The organism is Dactylosporangium sp. CA-139066 (genome assembly GCF_050936175.1).
In the GTDB taxonomy this organism is placed as follows: domain Bacteria; phylum Actinomycetota; class Actinomycetes; order Mycobacteriales; family Micromonosporaceae; genus Dactylosporangium.
Map to the genome: position 1 here is coordinate 1,933,736 of NZ_JBNJNH010000002.1, position 19,196 is coordinate 1,952,931.

General features: G+C 73.0%; 12 protein-coding genes and 2 pseudogenes. 7 read left to right on the forward strand and 7 right to left on the reverse strand.

All coding sequences use genetic code 11. From position 1 onward, the window contains the following. Window positions 1–70 precede the first annotated feature (70 nt). On the reverse strand, window positions 71–2,416 hold the full coding sequence (locus ACQEVU_RS53640; RefSeq protein ID WP_433338696.1) for a transglycosylase domain-containing protein: 2,346 nt from the start codon (window positions 2,414–2,416) through the stop codon (window positions 71–73). 538 nt (window positions 2,417–2,954) lie between these two features. Here ACQEVU_RS53640 and ACQEVU_RS53645 point away from each other — a divergent pair. Next, a complete protein-coding gene (locus ACQEVU_RS53645) occupies window positions 2,955–3,260 on the forward strand; it encodes a WhiB family transcriptional regulator (RefSeq protein WP_433338698.1) in 306 nt (101 codons plus the stop codon). A gap of 45 nt (window positions 3,261–3,305) precedes the next feature. On the opposite strand, the gene ACQEVU_RS53650 is transcribed toward ACQEVU_RS53645, so the two are convergent. The 3 genes from ACQEVU_RS53650 to ACQEVU_RS53660 are packed head-to-tail and all read right to left on the reverse strand — an operon-like array spanning window position 3,306 to window position 6,338. Then, on the reverse strand, window positions 3,306–4,448 hold the full coding sequence (locus tag ACQEVU_RS53650) for an ArsA family ATPase (RefSeq protein ID WP_433338700.1): 1,143 nt from the start codon (window positions 4,446–4,448) through the stop codon (window positions 3,306–3,308). 28 nt (window positions 4,449–4,476) lie between these two features. Continuing rightward, window positions 4,477–5,454, reverse strand: a complete 978-nt coding sequence (locus ACQEVU_RS53655; protein ID WP_433338702.1) for an ArsA-related P-loop ATPase — start codon at window positions 5,452–5,454, stop codon at window positions 4,477–4,479. Window positions 5,455–5,483: 29 nt separating this feature from the next. Then, complete coding sequence (locus ACQEVU_RS53660) at window positions 5,484–6,338, reverse strand: Rv0361 family membrane protein (RefSeq protein WP_433338704.1); 855 nt, start codon at window positions 6,336–6,338, stop codon at window positions 5,484–5,486. Window positions 6,339–6,466: 128 nt separating this feature from the next. On the opposite strand from ACQEVU_RS53660, the gene ACQEVU_RS53665 reads away from it, so the two are divergent. The 6 genes and pseudogenes from ACQEVU_RS53665 to ACQEVU_RS53690 all read left to right on the forward strand — a co-directional run bounded on the left by ACQEVU_RS53665 (window position 6,467) and on the right by ACQEVU_RS53690 (window position 14,006). Continuing rightward, window positions 6,467–6,625 carry a hypothetical protein gene (locus ACQEVU_RS53665; RefSeq protein WP_433338706.1) on the forward strand — a complete coding sequence of 53 codons (159 nt, stop codon included), beginning with the start codon at window positions 6,467–6,469 and terminating at the stop codon, window positions 6,623–6,625. Further along, complete coding sequence (locus ACQEVU_RS53670) at window positions 6,625–7,083, forward strand: RidA family protein (protein ID WP_433338708.1); 459 nt, start codon at window positions 6,625–6,627, stop codon at window positions 7,081–7,083. Before ACQEVU_RS53665 ends, ACQEVU_RS53670 begins: the two co-directional genes overlap by 1 nt. A gap of 691 nt (window positions 7,084–7,774) precedes the next feature. Continuing rightward, a complete protein-coding gene (locus ACQEVU_RS53675; RefSeq protein WP_433338710.1) occupies window positions 7,775–8,560 on the forward strand; it encodes an MBL fold metallo-hydrolase in 786 nt (261 codons plus the stop codon). Window positions 8,561–8,602: 42 nt separating this feature from the next. Then, window positions 8,603–12,091 (forward strand): annotated as a pseudogene (locus ACQEVU_RS53680) (adenylate/guanylate cyclase domain-containing protein); the annotation flags it as partial. Window positions 12,092–12,155: 64 nt separating this feature from the next. Further along, window positions 12,156–13,177, forward strand: a pseudogene (locus ACQEVU_RS53685) (serine/threonine-protein kinase); the annotation flags it as partial. A 646-nt stretch (window positions 13,178–13,823) separates the two neighbouring features. Beyond that, a complete protein-coding gene (locus ACQEVU_RS53690) occupies window positions 13,824–14,006 on the forward strand; it encodes a hypothetical protein (protein ID WP_433338712.1) in 183 nt (60 codons plus the stop codon). A gap of 359 nt (window positions 14,007–14,365) precedes the next feature. Here the strand turns inward: ACQEVU_RS53690 and ACQEVU_RS53695 are convergent, their stop codons facing one another. Genes ACQEVU_RS53695 through ACQEVU_RS53705 form a run of 3 tightly spaced genes read right to left on the reverse strand, consistent with a single transcriptional unit; the run spans window position 14,366 to window position 19,194 of the window. Further along, a complete protein-coding gene (locus ACQEVU_RS53695; RefSeq protein WP_433338714.1) occupies window positions 14,366–15,526 on the reverse strand; it encodes an acyl-CoA dehydrogenase family protein in 1,161 nt (386 codons plus the stop codon). Between the two features lie 14 nt (window positions 15,527–15,540). Then, window positions 15,541–17,562, reverse strand: coding sequence for a biotin carboxylase N-terminal domain-containing protein (locus ACQEVU_RS53700; RefSeq protein WP_433338716.1), 2,022 nt, complete (start codon window positions 17,560–17,562; stop codon window positions 15,541–15,543). A gap of 27 nt (window positions 17,563–17,589) precedes the next feature. Continuing rightward, window positions 17,590–19,194 (reverse strand): acyl-CoA carboxylase subunit beta, encoded by a 1,605-nt coding sequence (locus ACQEVU_RS53705; protein WP_433338718.1) that lies wholly within the window; start codon window positions 19,192–19,194, stop codon window positions 17,590–17,592. Window positions 19,195–19,196 lie beyond the last annotated feature (2 nt).

Genomic DNA, 19,196 nt, shown 5'->3' on the forward strand with positions numbered 1-19,196 from the left:
ATATCCGACACCCAACGCAACGGCGGGCGTCCCGAGAGCCGGGACGCCCGCCGTTTGCGTGCTCAGGTGATCAGCAGATCCACGGTATCGGGCAGTTGTTCGGGTCGTTGCCGCCGCCGGTGTCCGGCACGTCGCCGTTGGTGCCGCCGAGGTACGGCGGGGCCTGGCCGCCCTGGCCCTTGCTGACGACCAGCTCGACCGCGCCGCCCTTGGTCGTCGCGCCGGACGGGTTGGTCCGGTCGACCGTGCCGGGCGGGCACTGGGACGCCACCTGCTGGTTGGAGACCGAGACGCTGAAGCCCTGCGACTTGATCTTCGAGCGGGCCTGGTCGACCGAGAGGCACTTGACCGACGGGATGTCGACCAGCTTGCCCTGGGTCTTGTCCTTCGTCGGCGCCGTGAACTGGACCACCGGCTGGCCGTTGAGGCCGTCGCGCAGGGTGCCCAGCGCGGCGTAGTTGGTCGGCGGGTGCTTCATGTCCTTGTTCGTCTCCGGCCAGTCCGGGTCGGTGAGGAACGCGGAGACCGCGAGCTGCTTCGTCATGACCGTGAAGGTCGCGCTCTTCTCGGAGTCGGTCGTGCCGGTCTTGCCGGCGATCGGCCGCTTCACGAAGTCGCGGGCGTAGCCGGCGGTCGCGCCGGCGCACTTGCCGGTCGCGGACTGGTCGCCGACCGGGCAGCGGGCCATGTCCACGGCCGCGCGGGCGACCTCGGGGTCGATGTTCTGCTTGCACTTCGGGTCGAGGCCGTCGACCTTCTTGCCGTTGTTGTCCTTGACCTCGAAGATCGGCGTGGGCTCGCAGTACATGCCGTCGGCGGCGAGGGTGGCGTAGGCGTTGCTCAGCTGCAGCGGGGTCGTCGCGCTCACGCCGAGCGTGAAGGCGCCCCACTGCTTCGGGTTGGCAGCCAGCTCCGCGTCCCTGGGCGCGTTGAACTGGATGCCCATGCGCTTGGCCACGTCGACGACGTGGTCGACGCCGACCCGCTCCTCCAGCGGCACGAAGAACGTGTTGATCGAGCTGCCGAAGCCGGTCCACATGTTGTACGGGCCGGACTGGCCGCCGGAGTTCTTCGGGCAGTAGTGCGGGCCGTTGCAGGCCGCCGGGCTGCTGGCCTCGATCGGGAAGTTGGAGACGTACTGCTTCTCGGTGTTGATCGTCGTGGCCAGCGGCAGGCCGGACTCCAGGGCGGCGACCGCGGTGAAGATCTTGAACGCCGAGCCGGCCTGGTAGCCGGGGATGTCGGAGTCGCCGGTGATGATCGGTACCGTGGTGTTGGGCCAGTTGCCCTTCTGGCCGCGCTTGTCCGGGTTGGTGTTGTTGCCGTTGCGCGACTGGTCGTTGCTGAAGTTGCGGTTGGTCGCCAGCGCCGTCACGCGGCCGGTCCCCGGCTGGACCGCCGCGATCATCAGCGCGTTGGACTGGCCCATCTTGACCTGCTGGTCCTTGGACACGAACGGCTGCTGCTGGGCGTACTTGAACGCCGCCGACTGCGTCTGGATGTCCAGCGACGAGATGATCGTGTAGCCGCCGGCGCGCAGCCGGTTGGCCCGCTGGTACTGGTCCTCGCCGAACACCTTCTGGCCGATCCACCAGCGGCGCAGGTAGTCGCAGTAGAACCCGGCGCCGAGCTCGGGACGCTGCACCGACTCGCAGCCCTCGGGCGTGCGCTTGCCGACGATGTTGAGCTTCTCCTTGCCGGCCGCGTCGGCGGTGGCGCGGTCGATGTAGCCCATCCCGACCATCTGGTTGAGCACGTACTTCTGCCGGTCCAGCGCGCGCGGCAGGCCCTCGGCCGTGGCCGGGTCGTTGGTGCCGGGCGCCTTGACCAGGCCGGCGATGAGCGCGGCCTCGGGCAGGGTCAGGTCCTTGGGGTCCTTCTCGAAGTACACGTGCGAGGCCGCGTAGATGCCGAAGGCACCGTGACCGTACGCGGCGATGTTGAGGTACTTCTCGAGAATCTCCTTCTTGGAGAGCTTCTTCTCGAGGTCGATCGCGTACTTCATCTCCTTGAGCTTGCGCGTCGGAGTCTTGTCGGTCGCGTCCACGACCTCCTGCGGCGTCGCGGCCGAGTAGGCCAGCGCCTGCCGCACGTACTGCATCGTGAGCGTCGAGGCGCCCTGCTCGGTCTGGCCGCCGGCGTTCTGGTTGGCCACGAATGCGCGGGCGACGCCCTTCACGTCGACGCCCTTGTGCTCGTAGAACCGGTTGTCCTCGGCCGCGACGATCGCCTTCTGCATGACCAGGGCGACGTCGTCGAGCTTCACGTCGCGGCGGTTCTCGTCGTACATCATCGCGAGGAGCGTCTTGCCGTCGGATGCGTAGACGTAGCTGATCTGCGGCGAAGGCAGAACGGAAAGATCGGTCGGGAGGTTCTCGAACGTGTCGGAGCCCGCCTTCGCGGCGAGGCCCGACATTGCAACCGCAGGGAACGCGGCCGCAGCGACCACCAGTCCCGCCAAGAGCCCACAGAGCAGCAAAGAAGCTGCATTGGGCAGCAGGCCGTGCTCGCGTTTGCGCATCCAGGTCACCGCCTCAGACTACGTGACGACGTCATAAGGCCGCGTCCAGATGGACGCGTCCTCGTTGTCCTAGACGCGTCACGTCGAGCGCGAGGTTGACCCGTTTTCGATTCTGCGGCAAGCGGCAGGGGAGACGTCGGTGATTTGGGTAAATCGCACCCGAGAGTGACGCGCTGGTAGCACTCTTCGCCTCTTCGGTGGATCACAAAGGGGCGATTAACCTGGTGCAACAACGTTGCGTAACTGGACGACTACAGAGCATGATGTTCCGGAAAGCTCCTCTCGGGGTTCCCGTGGCCGGGGACCCTGCCGTCGCGCCGGGCAATCCGGCGAACTGCACCCGAATGCCATGGGGGGACGTGGTTTGGGCGCTTTTCGCCGGGGCAAGACCGGCGGATGGACCCGGGGGGAGTCCAAGGGGGGAAGAGGAAATATGAGCATGGTCGTCGACTGGCCCAGCATCGCCGCGTGTCGCAATGGCGACCCGGACGCTTTGTTCGTCCAGGGCGCCGAGCAGAACGTGGCGAAGCGGATCTGCCGCAGCTGTCCTGTGCGGTACGAGTGCCTGGCGGACGCGCTCGACAACCGGATCGAGTTCGGGGTCTGGGGCGGCATGACCGAGCGCGAGCGCCGCGCCTTGCTGCGCCGCCACCCGCAGGTGCCCAGCTGGCGCAAGATGTTCGAAGCGGCCATGGACCGCGGCACGAAGGACACCAAGGAGCTGGTTCCGACCGGCTGAGCCCATACGCAGGTTGTAACGCTTTCGAGGGCGGCAACGCCCCCGCTACGCGAAGGTTGCTCCGATTGCGCGCAGTCCGTCGAGGTCGTGGACGTCGGCGGGCTGCGCCGGGACTCGGACGACCGGCACGCCCGGATAGGCGCGCAGGAACCGGCCGGAGACTGCCGCCTGCCTGCTGTGCTGGTCGGCCAGGTCCGCGTGGACGCGCAGGACGTCGGCGGTCGCCTGATGGCCGCCGAGGTCGTCGAGCCGGTCCGCGGCGTCGCGGGCGTCCTCGGCGGACAGCTGCGGGGCCGCCACGGGCACCACCCGGTTGAGCACCAGACCCGCCAGCGGCATCCGGTCGGCGGCTAGCCGACCGGCGAAGTAGACCGCCTCGCGCACCGCATCGGGCTCGGGCGCCGCCACCACCAGGAACGCGGTCTCCGGGGCCTGCAGCACGCGGTACGTCTGCTCGGCCCGCTCGCGGAAACCGCCGAACATCGAGTCCAGCGCCCCGACGAAGCCCGACAGGTCGGTCAGCAGCTGCGCGCCCAGGATCTTCGTCACGGTGCGGCTGAACAGACCGAACGAGGCCGAGACCAGGTTGAACACGCTGCGGCCGCCGGCCCGGGCCGGGGCCAGCAGCAGGCGCAGCATCTTGCCGTCGAGGAACCGCGACAGCCGGGCCGGCGCGTCGAGGAAGTCCAGCGCGGAGCGCGACGGCGGCGTGTCGACCACGATCAGGTCCCACTCGTCGCGGGCGCGCAGCTGGCCCAGCTTCTCCATGGCCATGTACTCCTGCGTGCCCGAGAACGTCGAGCTCATGGCCTGGTAGAACGGGTTGGCGAAGATCTCCTCGGCCTTCTTCGGGTCGGTGTGCGTGAGCACGACCTCGTCGAAGGTCCGCTTCATGTCCAGCATCATGGCCTGCAGCTCGGCCGCGTCCGGCTGGAGGCCCTTGACCTGGCGGGGCGTGTTGTCCAGCTCGGTCAGGCCGAGCGCCTGGGCCAGCCGCCGGGCCGGGTCGATCGTCAGGACGACCGTGCGCCGGCCGTGCTCCTCGGCCGCCCGCAGCGCGAGCGCCGCGGCGGTTGTCGTCTTTCCGACGCCGCCGGAGCCGCAGCAGACCACGATGCGGATCGCCCGATCGGCGAGGACCGCATCAAGATCGAGCTGTGGCGAGCGCGGCTCGGCAGTGAGAGGCACCCTGCGAGCGTATCCGCTGGGGGCATCCTCAAGCAGACGTGAGGAGCAGATCACCAAGGGACTCGAGCGCGTCGGCCGTCACACCGTCGGGGACCACGGGCAGCTCGACCACCGGCCGGCCGAGCCCCTGCAGTTCGGCGCGCAGCGACGCTTCGGCGGCCACCCGCGTCTGGTAGGCCCGCCCCTCGCCGATCAGCCCGCCGAGCAGCTCCTTGTCCGTGTGCAGGCCGGCGGCGGAAAGGCCGCGGCGCAGGTCGGCCTGGGTGAGCCTGGCGCCGGCCAGGACCGGGGGCCGGGTCGCATTCACGATGACGGTACCGATGGGGATCCCCAGCCGCGTCAGCTCGTCGATGGCGTCGGCGGTCTCCTGGACGGGCATTTCCTCCAGAAGGGTGACCACGTGCACCGCGGTCATCGGCGAGCGCAGGATGGCCGCGACGCCCTCGCTCTGCGTCTTGATCGGGCCGACCTTGGCCAGCCGCGCGGTCTCGGCGGTCACGTTGAGGAACCGGCCGATCCGCCCGGTCGGCGGCGCGTCCAGCACCACGGCGTCGTAGACCCGCCGGCCGTCGACGGTCCGGGTGACCGCCTCCTTGATCTTGCCGGTGAGCAGCACGTCGCGCAGGCCCGGAGCGACCGTGGTGGCGAAGTCGACCGCGCCGACCTTGCGCAGGGCCCGGCCGGCCACACCCAGGCGGTAGAACATTTCGAGGTACTCCAGGAGCGCCTCCTCGACGTCCACCGCCAGCGCCCGCATCTCGCCCCCGCCCCGGGCCGTGGCGATGCGTATCTCCTGGTAGGGCAGCGGGTCGCGGTCGAAGAGCTGGGCGATGCCCTGGCGCGCCTCGACCTCGATCAGCAGCGTCCGCCGGCCGTCGCGGGCCAGGGCCAGGGCCAGCGCGGCGGCCACCGTCGTCTTGCCGGTGCCACCCTTGCCGGTGACCACGTGGAGACGGGCGGGCCAGCCGTAGCCGCCCCGCCCGTCTGTAGACTCGCGTGCCGTCACGCCTCGACGCTACCTGGTCGCGGGAAGGATCACGCCGCGGTGATCTCGCACACCCACCAGCCCTTGCTCTGGGTGGCGATGTACTTGTACTTCGTCTCGGCGACCTTCTCATCGCTGGTCGTCACCTTGATCGGCACGATCAGCGTCGCCTCGTCCTTGTCCTGCTTCTCGACCGTCGGCGTGGGCCACGTGTAGGTCGGGGTGTTCAGGGAAGAGTCGTACTTGCGGATCTCGTCGACCCGCGCCGCCAGCTTGTCCTTGTTGCGTGACGAGGCGCACACGTACTTCAGCGCCTCTTCGCTGTTCTTGTTCTTGTACACCGCCGTCAGGAAGCTGTTGACCGCGTCGACCGCGTTGGGCGCGCCGGTGCCCTGGTTGTTCTGCACGACGAAGTAGGCGGCCGCGCCGCCACCGCCGCAGAGCACGACCACAACGCCCAGGACGATCAGCGTGATCATGAGGCCGCGCTTCTTCTTCGGCGGGGCCTGCTGCGGATACACCGGATAGCCCGACACCGGCATGCCCGAAACCGGCGCCGGCGGCCCGGAGAACGGCGGCGCCATCCCCGGCTGCGGGACCGGCCCGGTCGGGAACTGCCCGGTCGGCGGCGGGAACTGCCCCGTCGGCTGCCCGAAGGCGCCCGTGGGCGGCGGGTAGGGCGCGGCGAACGGCTGCCCCGACGTGGGCGGCGCCGAGGTCGGCGGCACGGCGTAGGGGTCGGGCTGCGGCACGGCGTAGGGATCCCCCGCCGGATGCTGCACGGTGTATTCCTGCGGCGCCGCGAACGGGTCCTGGACCGGCGGTGGCGGTGGCCAGCCCTGCCCCGGCTGGCCAGGCTGGCCTTGATACTCCGGCTGACCCGGGTACTGGGGCGGTTGCGTCATTTCTCCCACCTTTGTGCGACACATTCGCGACGGCGGCCCTCACAGTAGCGTCAAGGGGCGAGCCGTGGTGTCCCCCGATATCAGGCTGTGCCCGACGGGCCCCTCACGCGCGGCGATATCGTCCCCACATGCAGAAATGGGAGTACCTGACCGCGCCGCTGCTGGTCCACAACACCAAGATGATCCTCGACAACTTCGGCGAGGAGGGCTGGGAGCTGGTGGCGATCGTGCCCGGCCCCAACCCGGAGAACCTGGTCGCCTACTTCAAGCGCCCGAAGGCAAGCTGATGGGCGACGTCTACGCGCGCCTGGCCGAGCTCGGCATCGTGGTTCCGCCGGTGGTACCGCCCGTGGCCGCCTACGTCCCCGCCGTGCAGACCGGCAACCATGTGTACGTCTCGGGCCAGCTGCCGATGGTCGACGGCGCCCTGCCCGCGACGGGCCTGGTCGGCGCCGACGTGACGCCCGAGCAGGCCAAGGACCTGGCCCGCCGCTCGGCCGTCAACGTGCTCGCCGCCGTCGAGGCCCTCGTCGGCCTGGGCCGCGTCGTCCGGGTCGTGAAGATCGTCGGCTTCGTCGCGTCGGCTCCCGGCTTCACCGGCCAGCCCGCGGTGGTGAACGGCGCGAGCGAGCTGTTCGGCGAGGTCTTCGGCGAGGCGGGTCAGCATGCGCGCAGCGCGGTCGGCGTGGCGTCGCTGCCGCTGAACGCCCCGGTCGAGGTCGAGGCCATTCTCGAGGTCTCCTGAGGCCTGCGTTTCGGGCGGCGGGTCGGATATGTCCGCGTTGTTTTGACGGTCATCTCCGACCCGCGCGTCCGACCGGCGCGCTGTAGCGTCCCGACAAGTCGGGCACTCCGTGCCACGACTTGTCGGATTTATACGGTGACGGGCGATAAATCCGTGCGAAGCGTCACGCGGGGAGCGGCGCGGCGCACAGAGGGGTGGCGCGTGGCCGCGCCCGATGGTGGCCGCCCGCGTGGCTGCGCGTGATCCACGCTGGATGAAGGCCGCGCGGGTGGCGGTGCGCGGGCCGCGGGGGATGAAGGCCGCGCGGGGTGGGCGGTGCCGGTCGCCCGCGTGGCGGTGCGCGGCCCGCGCCGGACGATGGCCGGTCCGCATGGTGGTGCGTAGGTGGCCCCCGTGGCGGTGTGCGGCTCGCGCTGGTCTATGGCCGGGCGTGGGTCGCCGCGGGGCGGTGCGCTGGAGCCGCCTGTGATGTGGCGGCAGGACGACAGCCCACCCCGCGGCGCGGGGAAGCAAAGCGCAAGGAAGAGCCTCAGGCGGCCAGCTGGAGGTCTGCACCATTACCGTCCGTGAGCAGGCGGCGTGACGACCGCGAAGGAGAGCCGGACGCCAGGAGCGGAACAGCCGGAAACCGGATTCCCACTGGCCGGTTGGGTGACGTGTCGGTGGAAGCGGCCCGCCGTACGATTCCGTTGTGGTAAGCCACGTCACCATCCCCGCCGCCGAAGTGCTCGAATCGTTGCCCGACTGGGTGACGCTGATCCGTGCGCCCAACCCGGGGCCGATGACGCTGGACGGCACCAACACCTGGCTGCTGCGCGCGCCCGGCGCCGGCGCCGTCGTGGTCGATCCGGGGCCGCTCGACGAGGGGCACCTGAGGGCCGTGGCCGCCGACGGGCCAGTGGCCGCCATCATCCTCACGCACGGTCACGCCGATCACACGGAAGGCGTGGCGCGGCTGGCGGAGCTGACGGGGGCGCCGGTGTACGACCCGCCGGTGCTTGAAGCGCTCGAGGTCGACGGGGTCGCCGTCGAACCGCTCGCCACGCCGGGGCACACGAAGGACTCCGTGTGCTTTCTCGTGGGGTACCAAGGCCGGGAAATCGTGCTGACCGGTGACACGATCCTCGGGCGCGGCACGACCGTGGTGGCCTGGCCCGACGGGGACCTCGGCGACTATTTCGGCAGCCTGGGGCGGCTGGCGCGGCTCGACGGGCGCGCGGCGCTGCCGGGGCACGGGCCGGCGCTGACCGACACCGGCGTCGCCGCCCGGTTCTACCGCGCCCACCGCGAGGCGCGCCTCGAGCAGGTGCGCGCCGCCCTCGCCGCGGGAGCGGGCGACGCCGCCGAGGTGGTCGCGCGCGTGTACGCCGACGTCGACCCCAGCCTGTGGCCCGCCGCCGAGTGGAGCGTGCGCGCGCAGATCGATTTTCTGCGACGGGAATCACACCCACCCGCTGGTGGGTTGGATGCAACGTGACCGTTCCGGGCGGCGGCACCGGGGCGCAGGGGAGGTGACGGCGTGACGTGTTCGGTGTGCGGGACCGTCGCCGTTCCCGGTGCGCGGTTCTGCCACTACTGTGGCTCCGCGCTGCCGGCCGCCGCCACCCTGCCCGCGGCCGAGCGGCGGATCGTCACCGTGCTCTTCGGTGACCTGTCGGACTTCACGGCCTGGTCCGAGGACCTCGACCCCGAGCGCGTCGGTGCCGTCACCGACCGTGTGCTGGCCGCGCTGGCCGGCGCGGTGAAGACCTTCGGCGGGCACGTCGACAAGCTCACCGGCGACGGGATCATGGCCGTCTTCGGGGCACCGGTCGCGCACGAGGACGACGCCGAGCGCGCCGTGCGCGCCGCCCTGTCGATGCAGCGCGCGGTGCGCCGGGTGCTGGACGACGAGCGCGGCGGCGGCGCCCCGCTCGGGCTGCGCATCGGGCTCAACACCGGGCCGGTGGTCGCCGGCGTGCAGGCCGGCATCGAGTACACGGTCATCGGCGACACCGTGAACACCGCCGCGCGGCTGGCCGACGCCGCCGCGATCGGCGCGGTGTACGCGGGCGATCGCACGTCGAGCTCCACCCGCCGGCTCGCGTCCTGGCGGGCGCTGCGGCCGCTGCGGCTGAAGGGCAAGCGCGAGCCGGTCGACGCGTTCGAGCTGCTCGGCCTGCTCGACGCCCCGGGCACCCGCTCCGGCCTGGGCGACGAGGCGCCGTTCGTCGGGCGCGAGGCCGAGCTCGGCCGCGTGTCCGGGCGCCTGGCCGAGATCGCCGACCGGCAGGAGCCGCGCGTGCTGGTCTTCACCGGCGAGGCGGGGCTGGGCAAGACCCGGCTGGCCGGCGAGATCGAGCGGTTCGCGGCCGGCTATCTCGGCGGCGCCGGGTACACCCCGAGCGCCGGGTTCGCGCCCGGCGGCGGCGCCCGGGTGCTGTCGGTGCACTGCGCGGCGTTCGGCGAACGGCGCCGCCTGGCGCCCCTGGCCGACCTGGTCCGCGCCGCGATCGGCCTGCCGCCCGACGCCGCGCTGACCCGCGAGGCGGTCGAGGAGCGGCTGCGCCGCCTGGCCCAGCGCCTGGCCCGCGCCGCGCGGGGCCGCCCGGAGCCGCCGCGGTTCGCCAGTGACCTGCTGCTGAACCTGATCGGGTACACCGAAGCCATCGGCGACACCGCCTGGGTCGCGCCCGGCGGCAAGCCCGACGAGCTGGACCTCAACGCGGTGCCGACCGCCGTCGCCGAGCTGCTGTCGGGCCTGGCCGCGGAGACGCCGCTCGTGGTGATCCTCGACGACGCGCACGACGCCACCGCCGAGACCCTCGACGCGTTCGGCGCCACGATCGAGCGGCTCACCGGACCGGTGCTCATCGTGCTGCTCGGCCGGCCCGAGCTGGTGCGCTCGGCCGGCGTGCTGACCCGCATCGCCGACGCCGAGGTCGTGCCGATCCCGCCGCTGCGGGGCGCGGACGCGGCGCGGCTGCTCTCGGCGTACCTCGCCGGGGGCCGCGTCGCCCCGCCCGACGAGGACCGGCTGCTGGCCACCGCGCAGGGCAACCCCTTCTACCTCGCCGAGCTGGTCACGCTGCTGCAGGAGCGCGGGGCGCTGACCACCGTGGCCGGCACCGACCCGCCCGGCTGGCGGCTCACGCCCGGGTCGCTCGGCGGCCGGCTGCTCTCCCGCGACCTCGCCGCGGTCCTCGCCGCCCGCATCGACGCGCTGCCGGCCGACACCCGCGCGGTACTGCGCGACGCCGCCGTCATCGGCGACACCGTGCCGGCCCGGGCGCTGGAGGCGCTGCGGTTCAACCCGCCCGGCCAGCCGGCCCGGCCCGCCGTCGTGGCCGCGGTCGAGCTGGAGCGGGCCGTCGAGGAGCTGCTGCAGCGGCGGATGCTGCGCCGCGGGCGGGGCGGCTTCGCGTTCGCCACCCCGCTGCTGCGCGAGGCCGCGTACGCCGGCATCGGCAAGGCCGACCTCGCCGAACGGCACGCCGCGCTCTCGCGGTGGGCCGCGGCGGCGGTCACCACGTTCATCGCCGCGGGCGGGACCGGCAACGTCCCCGGGCTCAACATGACCCTCGGCGCCGCGGACGCGTTCACCGCCGACCACGCCGAGCGGGCCAGCCGGCTCGCCGACGTGGTGGGGCTGCGGCCCGACTCGCTGGCGCGCTCGGCCGCGCCGCTGGGCGTACTGGCGCTGGGGAGAGCGGCGCGGGCGGCCCTGGCCAGCGGGGAACCGGCCCAGGCGGCCCAGGCCGCTGAGCGGGCCGCGGTGCTCGGGGGCGGCGCGCTGCGGCCGGCCGACCGGCTGGTCCACGCCCGCGCGCTGCTCCAGCTGGGGCGGTCGCAGGAGGCTCTGGGGTACGCCGAAAAGATCACGGCCAACGCCGGAGACGACGCCGCCGTCCGCGTCGGCGCCCTGCTCGTGGCCGGGCGCGCCTACCGCGCGATGGGCGATCACCGGCGCAGCTACCGGACGCTGAGCGAGGCGCTGGACGCGGCGACGGACGCCCACCTGACGTACGAGCGCGGCGATGCGATGCGCCGCCTCGGCATGGCCGACTTCCTGGAGGGGCGCCTGGCCGAGGCGGGCGGCCGGTTCGCCGAGTCGTTCCAGGCCGCGGTCACCGCCGGCGACCGCCGCGCGCAGGCCTGGTCCCTGCAGCACCTCGCGTGGGTCACCACCACCCGCGGCGACTTCGCCGGCGCCGACGCCGCGCTCGGGCGCGCCGCCCGCCGCTTCGCCGAGCTCGGCGACCCGGTCGGGCGGGCCTGGCTGCGGGGCACGACGGCGTTCGTGCGGCTGCTGGCCGGCCGGCTCGGCGAGGCCCGGCGCCTGGCCAAGGCGTTCCTGCCCTTCGGCGAACGGGTCGGCGACGCGTGGGCGGTCGGCACGCTGCGCGCGGTCGAGGCGTTCGCCGCGGCCGAGAGCGGCGACCTGGCCGAGGCCGACCGCGAGGCCCGGCGGGCGTACCGCGAGTTCGCCGCCGCCGGCGACGACTGGGGCCGCGGCCTGGCGCTGGTCGTGCGGGGCGTGGTCGCGCGCGAGCTGTCCGAGCCGGCGCACGCCTATGACCTGCTGTCGGACGCGACGGAGTACGGCGAGAAGACCGGCCACCCGCTCCTGCTCGGCATGTCCCGGACCATGCGCGGCTTCGTCAGCCTGGACCGCGGCGACCCGGTCGCCGCCGAGGCCGACGCCCGCGCGGTGCTGCAGGTCGTCGAGACCCACGACGTGCTCGAGCCGGCCAAGGTCGGCCCGCGCGTGCTCTTCGGCCTGGCCCGCCTGGCCCAGGGCGACCTGCCGGCGGCCCTGGAGGTGCTCGGCTGCGTCGCCGCCGACCGCCCCGGCCCCTCCGTGATCTTCTCCCGCCGGCACGCGGTGGCCGCCTACGCCGCGGCCCTGCTGGCCGCCGGGCGCAACTCCGAGGCCCTCGACTGGGCGCGGCAGGCGCAGACCGCACCGGGCGAGGACGTGCGCGGTCGCGATTATGCGGCGGCGGTACTCCAGGAAGCCCTCGAGGCCAACGCCTCCGTCCCGCTGGTTGCCGAGCCGTGAAACCCGGCTGTGGCCGATGCGTGACGGAGAAATGTCGGACCCCTGCCGTACCGTCTTAGCCGTGACCGCATCGACTCCGCTCCCCACGGTGCCCGGGCTGACCGGGTTCTCCGTGCTGGCCCGCGGCGGCTACGCCACCGTTTACCGGGCGGAGCAGGAGTCGGTCGGCCGGGACGTCGCCGTCAAGGTCGAGAACCGCACCCTCGAGACCGACCGCGACCGCCGCCGCTTCCTGCGCGAGGCCCGCGCCGCCGGCCGCATGTCCAGCCACCCCCACGTCGTCGACCTGTTCGACGCCGGCGTCACCGCCGACAGCCACCCCTACCTGATCATGGAGCTCTGCGACGGCTCCTACGCCGACCGCATGCGCAACGCCCCGCTGAGCCCCGCCGAGGCCCGCGAGGTCGGCTTCAAGATCGCCGATGCCCTCGCCGATGCTCACTCCCTGGGTGTACTGCACCGCGACGTCAAACCGGCCAACATCCTCTTCAGCCGCTTCGGCGAGCCCGCCCTGGCCGACTTCGGCCTGGCCATCCTCGCCGAGTGGCGCGACGTCTCGATCACCCTCGACGTCCTGACCCCGGCCTACGCTCCGCCGGAGACCTTCCGCCACGCCCCGCCGGCCCCCGCCGCGGACGTCTACGCGCTGTGCGCCACCCTCTACGCCCTGATGCGCGGCCGCCCGCCCCGCTGGCGCGAGGACCAGATGCCCAGCCTGCTGTCGCTGGTCGACATGTTCAACGAGCACATCCCCGACCTGCCCGGCTGCCCCGCCGAGCTGATGGCCATCCTGCGCGCCGGCATGGCCAACGACGAGTCGACCCGCCCGACCGCCCTGCAGCTGCGCGACGCGCTGATGGGCCTGCGCATGGCCCCGGCGCCGCAGGTCATCGTCCCGCCGCTGGGCTCGCCGCCGATCGAGCCGGTCTACACGACACCGCCGCTGCCGCCGGTCACGCCGCCACCGCCCGCGGACCGGCTGCTCGACTCGCCGTTCCTGGGCGGCTTCCCGCGCGACCCCGAGCAGACGATGCCACACGCGGCCGGCCCCGAGGAACCCCCGACCGACCCGGTGTCGTCCTCGAGCGGCCCCCCGTTCGCCGGCTCGGGTGGTTTGCCTTCTTCCGGCGGCGCGCAGTCTGCCGCGTCGGGTGGTCCGTCCTCTTCCGGAGGCGGGCTGTTTGGCGCGTCGGGTGGTCCGTCGTCTTCCGGCGGTGCGCCGTTTGCTGCGTCGGGTGGTCCGTCGTCTTCCGGCGGCGGGCCGTTTGCCGCGTCCGGTGGCTCGGCTGGCGGGTCGTTTGCTGCTTCGTCCGGTGCCGCGGCGAGCTCGGAGGCACCGGAAGCGCCGCCGTCGGACCCGTTCGTGGCTCCGGTGAAGCCGCCCCCGAGGCCCCTGGCCGACCGCCGCGGCCTCTGGCTGGGCGTGCTCGGCGGCCTCCTGGTCGTGGCGGCCCTGGTGGGCGTGGCCATCGCCTACGGTTTCGGCGACGACGGCCCCACTCCCGGCCCGTCCACGATCGCCGCCCCACCCCGGGCGGCCTGCGGCGGGCCGGTCGACCAGCGGGCCCTGTGCTCAGACACCCCGGAGTGCTTCGACGCGAAGCTCTCCCGCGTCGACTGCGCGGGCCGGCACACGTGGGAGGCCTTCGCCTACGGTGACCTCCCTGCCGGCAGCACCATCTCCAGCGAGGACGACCCGATGGTCAGCGCCGTCTGCAGCATCCCGACCCTCGCGACGGTCAACATCGGCGCCACGACCTGGCGCCGCTCCGTGCTGCTCCCGTCCCTGTCCGAGCAGAAGGCCGGCCCGACGACGTTCCGCTGCCTGGCCGGCAAGGGCGACAACGCCCTGGTCGGCGATCAGCTCCACGGCTCGCGCTGACCCCTCCGTCGACACGGCCGGCTGCGCTGCGACCGGGCCAGGGCCGGCTGCGCTGCGACCGGGCCAGGGCCGGCTGCGCTGCGACCGGGCCAGGGCCGGCTGCGCTGCGACCGGGCCAGGGCCGGCTGCGCTGCGACCGGGCCAGGGCCGGCTGCGCTGCGACCGGGCCAGGGCCGGCTGCGCTGCGACCGGGCCAGGGCCGGCTGCGCTGCAACTATGGCCAGGGTCGGGTGTGCTGCGACGGGGCTGGGGCGGGGGAGAGGACCGGCCCGCGCCGATGATCGTGCGGGGCCCGGCGCCGCGTGACGAGCGCGAGGGAGTGACTTGGGCGGCTGGCCGGTCACTGCCTCGTGGCGTCCTCAGTACGACTTCTCCTGGCCCATCAGGTGCTGGGACACGAAGTTCAAAATCATCTCGCGGGAGACGGGGGCGATCCGGCCCGCTCGGACGGCGCCGAGCAGCGTCGCGACGCCGAACTCCGTGGTCATGCCGTTGCCGCCCAGCGACTGGATCGCGGTGTCGACCGCCAGCGCGGCGGCCTCGGCGGAGGCGTACTTCGCCATGTTGGCGGCCACGCCGGCCTCCAGGTCGCGGCCCGCGTCGTACAGCGCCGCGGCCTTCGCGACCATCAGGCGGGCCAGCTCGACCTGGATGTGGGCGTGGGCCAGCGGGTGGGCCACGCCCTGGTGGGTGCCGATCGGGCGGCCCCAGACCGCGCGGCTCGCGGTGTAGGTTGACGCGCGCTCCAGCGCATACCTCGCCGTGCCGCAGGCCATCGCGGCCACGGTGATGCGCTCCGGGTTGAGGCCCGAGAAGAGCGCCGGCAGGCCCGCCTCCGGGTCCTCGCCGATGAGGGCGCCCGCGGGAACGCGCACGTCGTCGAGGTACAGCATGAACTGATTCTCGGGGCTGACGATCTCCATGTCGATCTTGGTTGCCGTCAGGCCGGGGGCGTCGGTCGGGACCACGAACAGGGCGGGCTTCAGCTTGCCGGTGCGCTCGTCCTCCAGGCGCGCGACGACCATGATCTTCGAGGATTCGTCGACGCCGGAGATGTACACCTTGCGGCCGGTCAGGGCGTAGCCGCCCTCGAACGGGCGGGCCACCGTCGTGAGCTTGTGGAAGTTGGAGCCCGCGTCCGGCTCGGTGATGGCGAAGCAGACCTTGAGCGTGCCGGCGGCGAAGCCGGGCAGGAGCGTCCGGCGCTGCTCGTCGGTGCCGTGCTTGGCGACGATCGTGGCCGCGATCGCGGGGGAGACGACGAGCAGCAGCAGCGGGCAGCCGGCGGCGGCCAGCTCCTCGCACACGATCGCGAGCTCGGTGATCCCGCCGCCCCCGCCGTCGTAGCGCTCGGGCACGCTGACGCCGAGGTAGCCCAGGCGGGCCGCCTCCTCCCACAGCTCGTCGGAGTGCTCGCCGGCCTTGGCCTTGCGCACGAAATACTCGTGGCCGTAGCGCTTCCCGAGCTTGGCCACGGCGTCGCGGAGGTCCTGCTGTTGAGGGGTGTGGTCGAAGTCCAACGAAGGCTCCAAAACTAAGAGGGGGAGAGCACCGCCAGCAGTGCGCCGGACTCGACCTGCGAGCCGGCCGCGACCCGCAGGTCGCTGATGACGCCGTCGGTGGGGGCGTGCACGGGGTGCTCGAGCTTCATCGCCTCCACCGTCAGCAGCAGGTCCCCGGCCGCGACCCGCTGGCCGGGCACCACGAGCACCCGGCCGACCGCGCCGGGCAGCGGCGCGATCAGGGAGCCCTCGGGCTGCTCGGCGACCGGCAGGGGGTAGCGCGGCAGCTCCGTCAGCGTCACCGAGCCCTCGGGGCTGTCCACGAAGGACACCCCGTCGACGTCGTGCACCGCGAACTGCAGCCGCACGCCGCCGACGTCGAGCACGACCCGCTCGCCGGTGGCGCTGAGGATCGCCGCCGGCGGGTGGTCGGGCGCGCCGGCCGGGTCCAGCGCGGCGCCGGGCACGGCCACGTCCTCCGGGTCGATGCGGCGCACCGCCCACGCGGCGAGGTCGTTGGCGCGGTCGAGCCGGTAGCCGACCTCGACGGTGCCGGTCGGGCCCTCGTACACCACGGTCTGCAGCGCGCTCGGGACGTTGCGCCAGCCCGAGGGCAGGCCGGGCAGCAGCGCCGTCTTGGCCCGGCGGGCGGCCCCGGCCAGCGCCGCGGCCAGGCAGGACAGCCGCACCGCGTCGACCGAGGACAGCAGCGGGGCGAAGACCTCCGGGTGGCGGTCCAGGAACCCGGTGTCGGTGCCGCCGGACAGGAACGCCGCGTGCCGCAGCACCCGCACGAGCAGGTCGCGGTTGGTCGTCACGCCGTGGATGCGGGAGCGGGCGAGGGCTCCGCCGAGCATCCGGGCCGCCTCGGCGCGGGTGGGCGCCCAGGCGATGAGCTTGGCGAGCATCGGGTCGTAGTGCACGCCGATGACCGAGCCGTCGGTGACGCCGGAGTCCAGGCGCAGGCCGGGCGCGGACAGCGGGCCGAACGTGTGCGCGGCTCCGGGGACGTCGAAGCGGTGCAGCGTGCCGGTCGAGGGCATCCAGGCGTAGGCGGGGTCCTCGGCGTACAGGCGGACCTCGATCGCGTGGCCGCGCAGCGGCGGCGGGCCGTTGAACGGCAGCGGGCCGCCCTCGGCCACGACCAGCTGCAGCCGGACCATGTCGACGCCGACCACGCACTCGGTCACCGGGTGCTCGACCTGCAGCCGGGTGTTCATCTCCAGGAAGAAGAACTCGCCGTTCGGCGCGAGCAGGAACTCCACGGTGCCGGCGCCCACGTAGGAGACGGCCCGGGCGGCGGCGATCGCGGCCTGGCACAGGCGCTCGCGCAGCTGCGGGTCGACCGCCGGCGACGGGGTCTCCTCGACGATCTTCTGGTGCCGGCGCTGGATCGAGCACTCGCGCTCGCCGAGGGGGACCACGTTGCCGTGCGAGTCGGCCATGATCTGGACCTCGATGTGGCGGGCGCGTTCGACGTACCGCTCGCAGAAGACGGTCCCGTCGCCGAACGCCGACGCCGCCTCCCGCCGCGCCGACGCGACCGCCTCGGCCAGCGACTCGCGGTCGCGCACGATGCGCATGCCCCGGCCGCCGCCGCCCGCCGACGCCTTGACCAGCACCGGGAACGTGTCGACGTCGTCCGGGTCGACCGCGGTCGGCAGCATGGGCACGCCGGCCTCGGCCAGCAGCGCCTTCGCCTCGAGCTTGGAGCCCATCATGGCGATCGCCTTGGGCGACGGGCCGACCCAGGTCAGGCCGGCGTCGATGACCGCCCGCGCGAAGTCCGCGTTCTCCGAGAGAAACCCATATCCCGGGTGTACGGCATCCGCGCCGCACTTCCGCGCCGCCGCGATCAGCAGATCGCCGCGCAGGTAGGTCGCCGAGGGCGCATTGCCGGGCAGGTGCACGGCGTAGTCGGCCTCGGCGACGTGCGGGGAGTCGGCGTCGGCGTCGGAGTAGACGGCGACCGTCTCGACCCCCGTCGCCCGGCAGGTGGCGAACACCCGGCGGGCGATCTCGCCGCGGTTGGCGACCAACAGCCTTCTGATCACGTTTGCTTCCCCCCAGTACCCGGAAACCTAGTGCCGGAATACGCCGAATTGAGCACGTTCGCCGGTGCCGACCAGCGCCAGGCACAGGCCCAGCACCGTCCGGGTGTCTCTCGGGTCGATCACGCCGTCGTCGTACAGGCGGCCGGACAGGAACAGCGCCGCGGACTCCTGCTCGACCTTGTGCTCGACCATGAACCGCATGGTGCGGTCCTGCTCCTCGTCGTACGCGTGGCCCTTGGCCTCCGCCGCCTGCCGGGCCACGATCGACAGCACGCCGGCCAGCTGCTGCGGCCCCATCACGGCCGACTTCGCGTTGGGCCACGTGAACAGGAACCGCGGCTCGAACGCCCGGCCGCACATGCCGTAGTTGCCGGCGCCGTAGGAGGCGCCGATGTTGACGGTCAGGTGCGGCACGCGCGAGTTCGCCACCGCGTTGATCATCAGGGCGCCGTGCTTGATGATGCCGCCCTGCTCGTACTCGCTGCCGACCATGTAGCCGGTGGTGTTCTGCAGGAAGATCAGCGGCGTGCCGGCGGCGTTGGCGAGCTGGATGAACTGCGCGGCCTTCTGCGCCTCGGCGGAGAACAGCACGCCGCGCACGTTGGCCAGCACGCCGACCCGGTGGCCGTGTATCGCGCCCCACCCGGTGCACAGCGCCGGCCCGTAGGCGGGCTTGAACTCGTCGAACTCGCTGCCGTCGAGCACCCGGGCCAGGATCTCGCGCGGGTCGAACGGCACCCGCAGGTCCGCGCTCGGGATGCCCAGGAGGTCGTCGGCGTCGAACTTGGGCTCGACGCCGAAGGTCTTCGCGACGTTGTGCCCGAAGTTGCGCACGCACGCCCGGGCCAGCCGCAGCGCGTCGCGCTCGTCCTCGGCGACGAAGTCGGCCAGGCCGGAGCGGGTGGCGTGCATGGCGGCGCCGCCGAGGGTCTCGTCGTCGACGGTCTCGCCGGTGGCCATCTTCACCAGCGGCGGCCCGGCCAGGAACACCTTGGCCCGGTCGCGCACGAAGATCGTGTAGTCCGACATGCCGGGCACGTAGGCGCCGCCGGCCGTCGCGTTGCCGAACACCACCGCGACCGTCGGGATCGCCGCCGCCGACAGCCGGGTCAGGTCCCGGAACGCGGCCCCGCCCGGAATGAAGATCTCCGCCTGCTGGGGCAGGTCCGCTCCGCCCGACTCGACCAGGTTGACCAGGGGCAGCCGGTTCTCCCGGGCGATCTGCGCGGCCCGCTGCGTCTTCTTCAGCGTGAACGGGTTGACCGCGCCGCCGCGCACCGTCGGGTCGTGGGCCACGATGACGCACGGCACGCCCTCGACGATGCCGATGCCGGTCACCACGCTCGCCCCGACCGGGTAGTCGGTGCCCCAGGCCGCGAGCGGGCAGAGCTCCAGGAACGGCGAGTCGCGGTCCACCAGCAGCTCGATGCGCTCGCGCGGCAGCAGCTTGCCCCGCGCGTGGTGGCGCGCCACGTACTTGTCGCCCCCGCCGCCGCGCGCCTGGCGCAGCGCCGACTCCAGCTCGGTCAGCCGCTCGAGCATCGCCTGCCTGTTTTCCTGGTAAGCGCTTGAGCGCGCATCTCCACGCAGACTCGGCCCGCGCGGGTCGAGGTTGCTCGTCAGTACCGGCATGC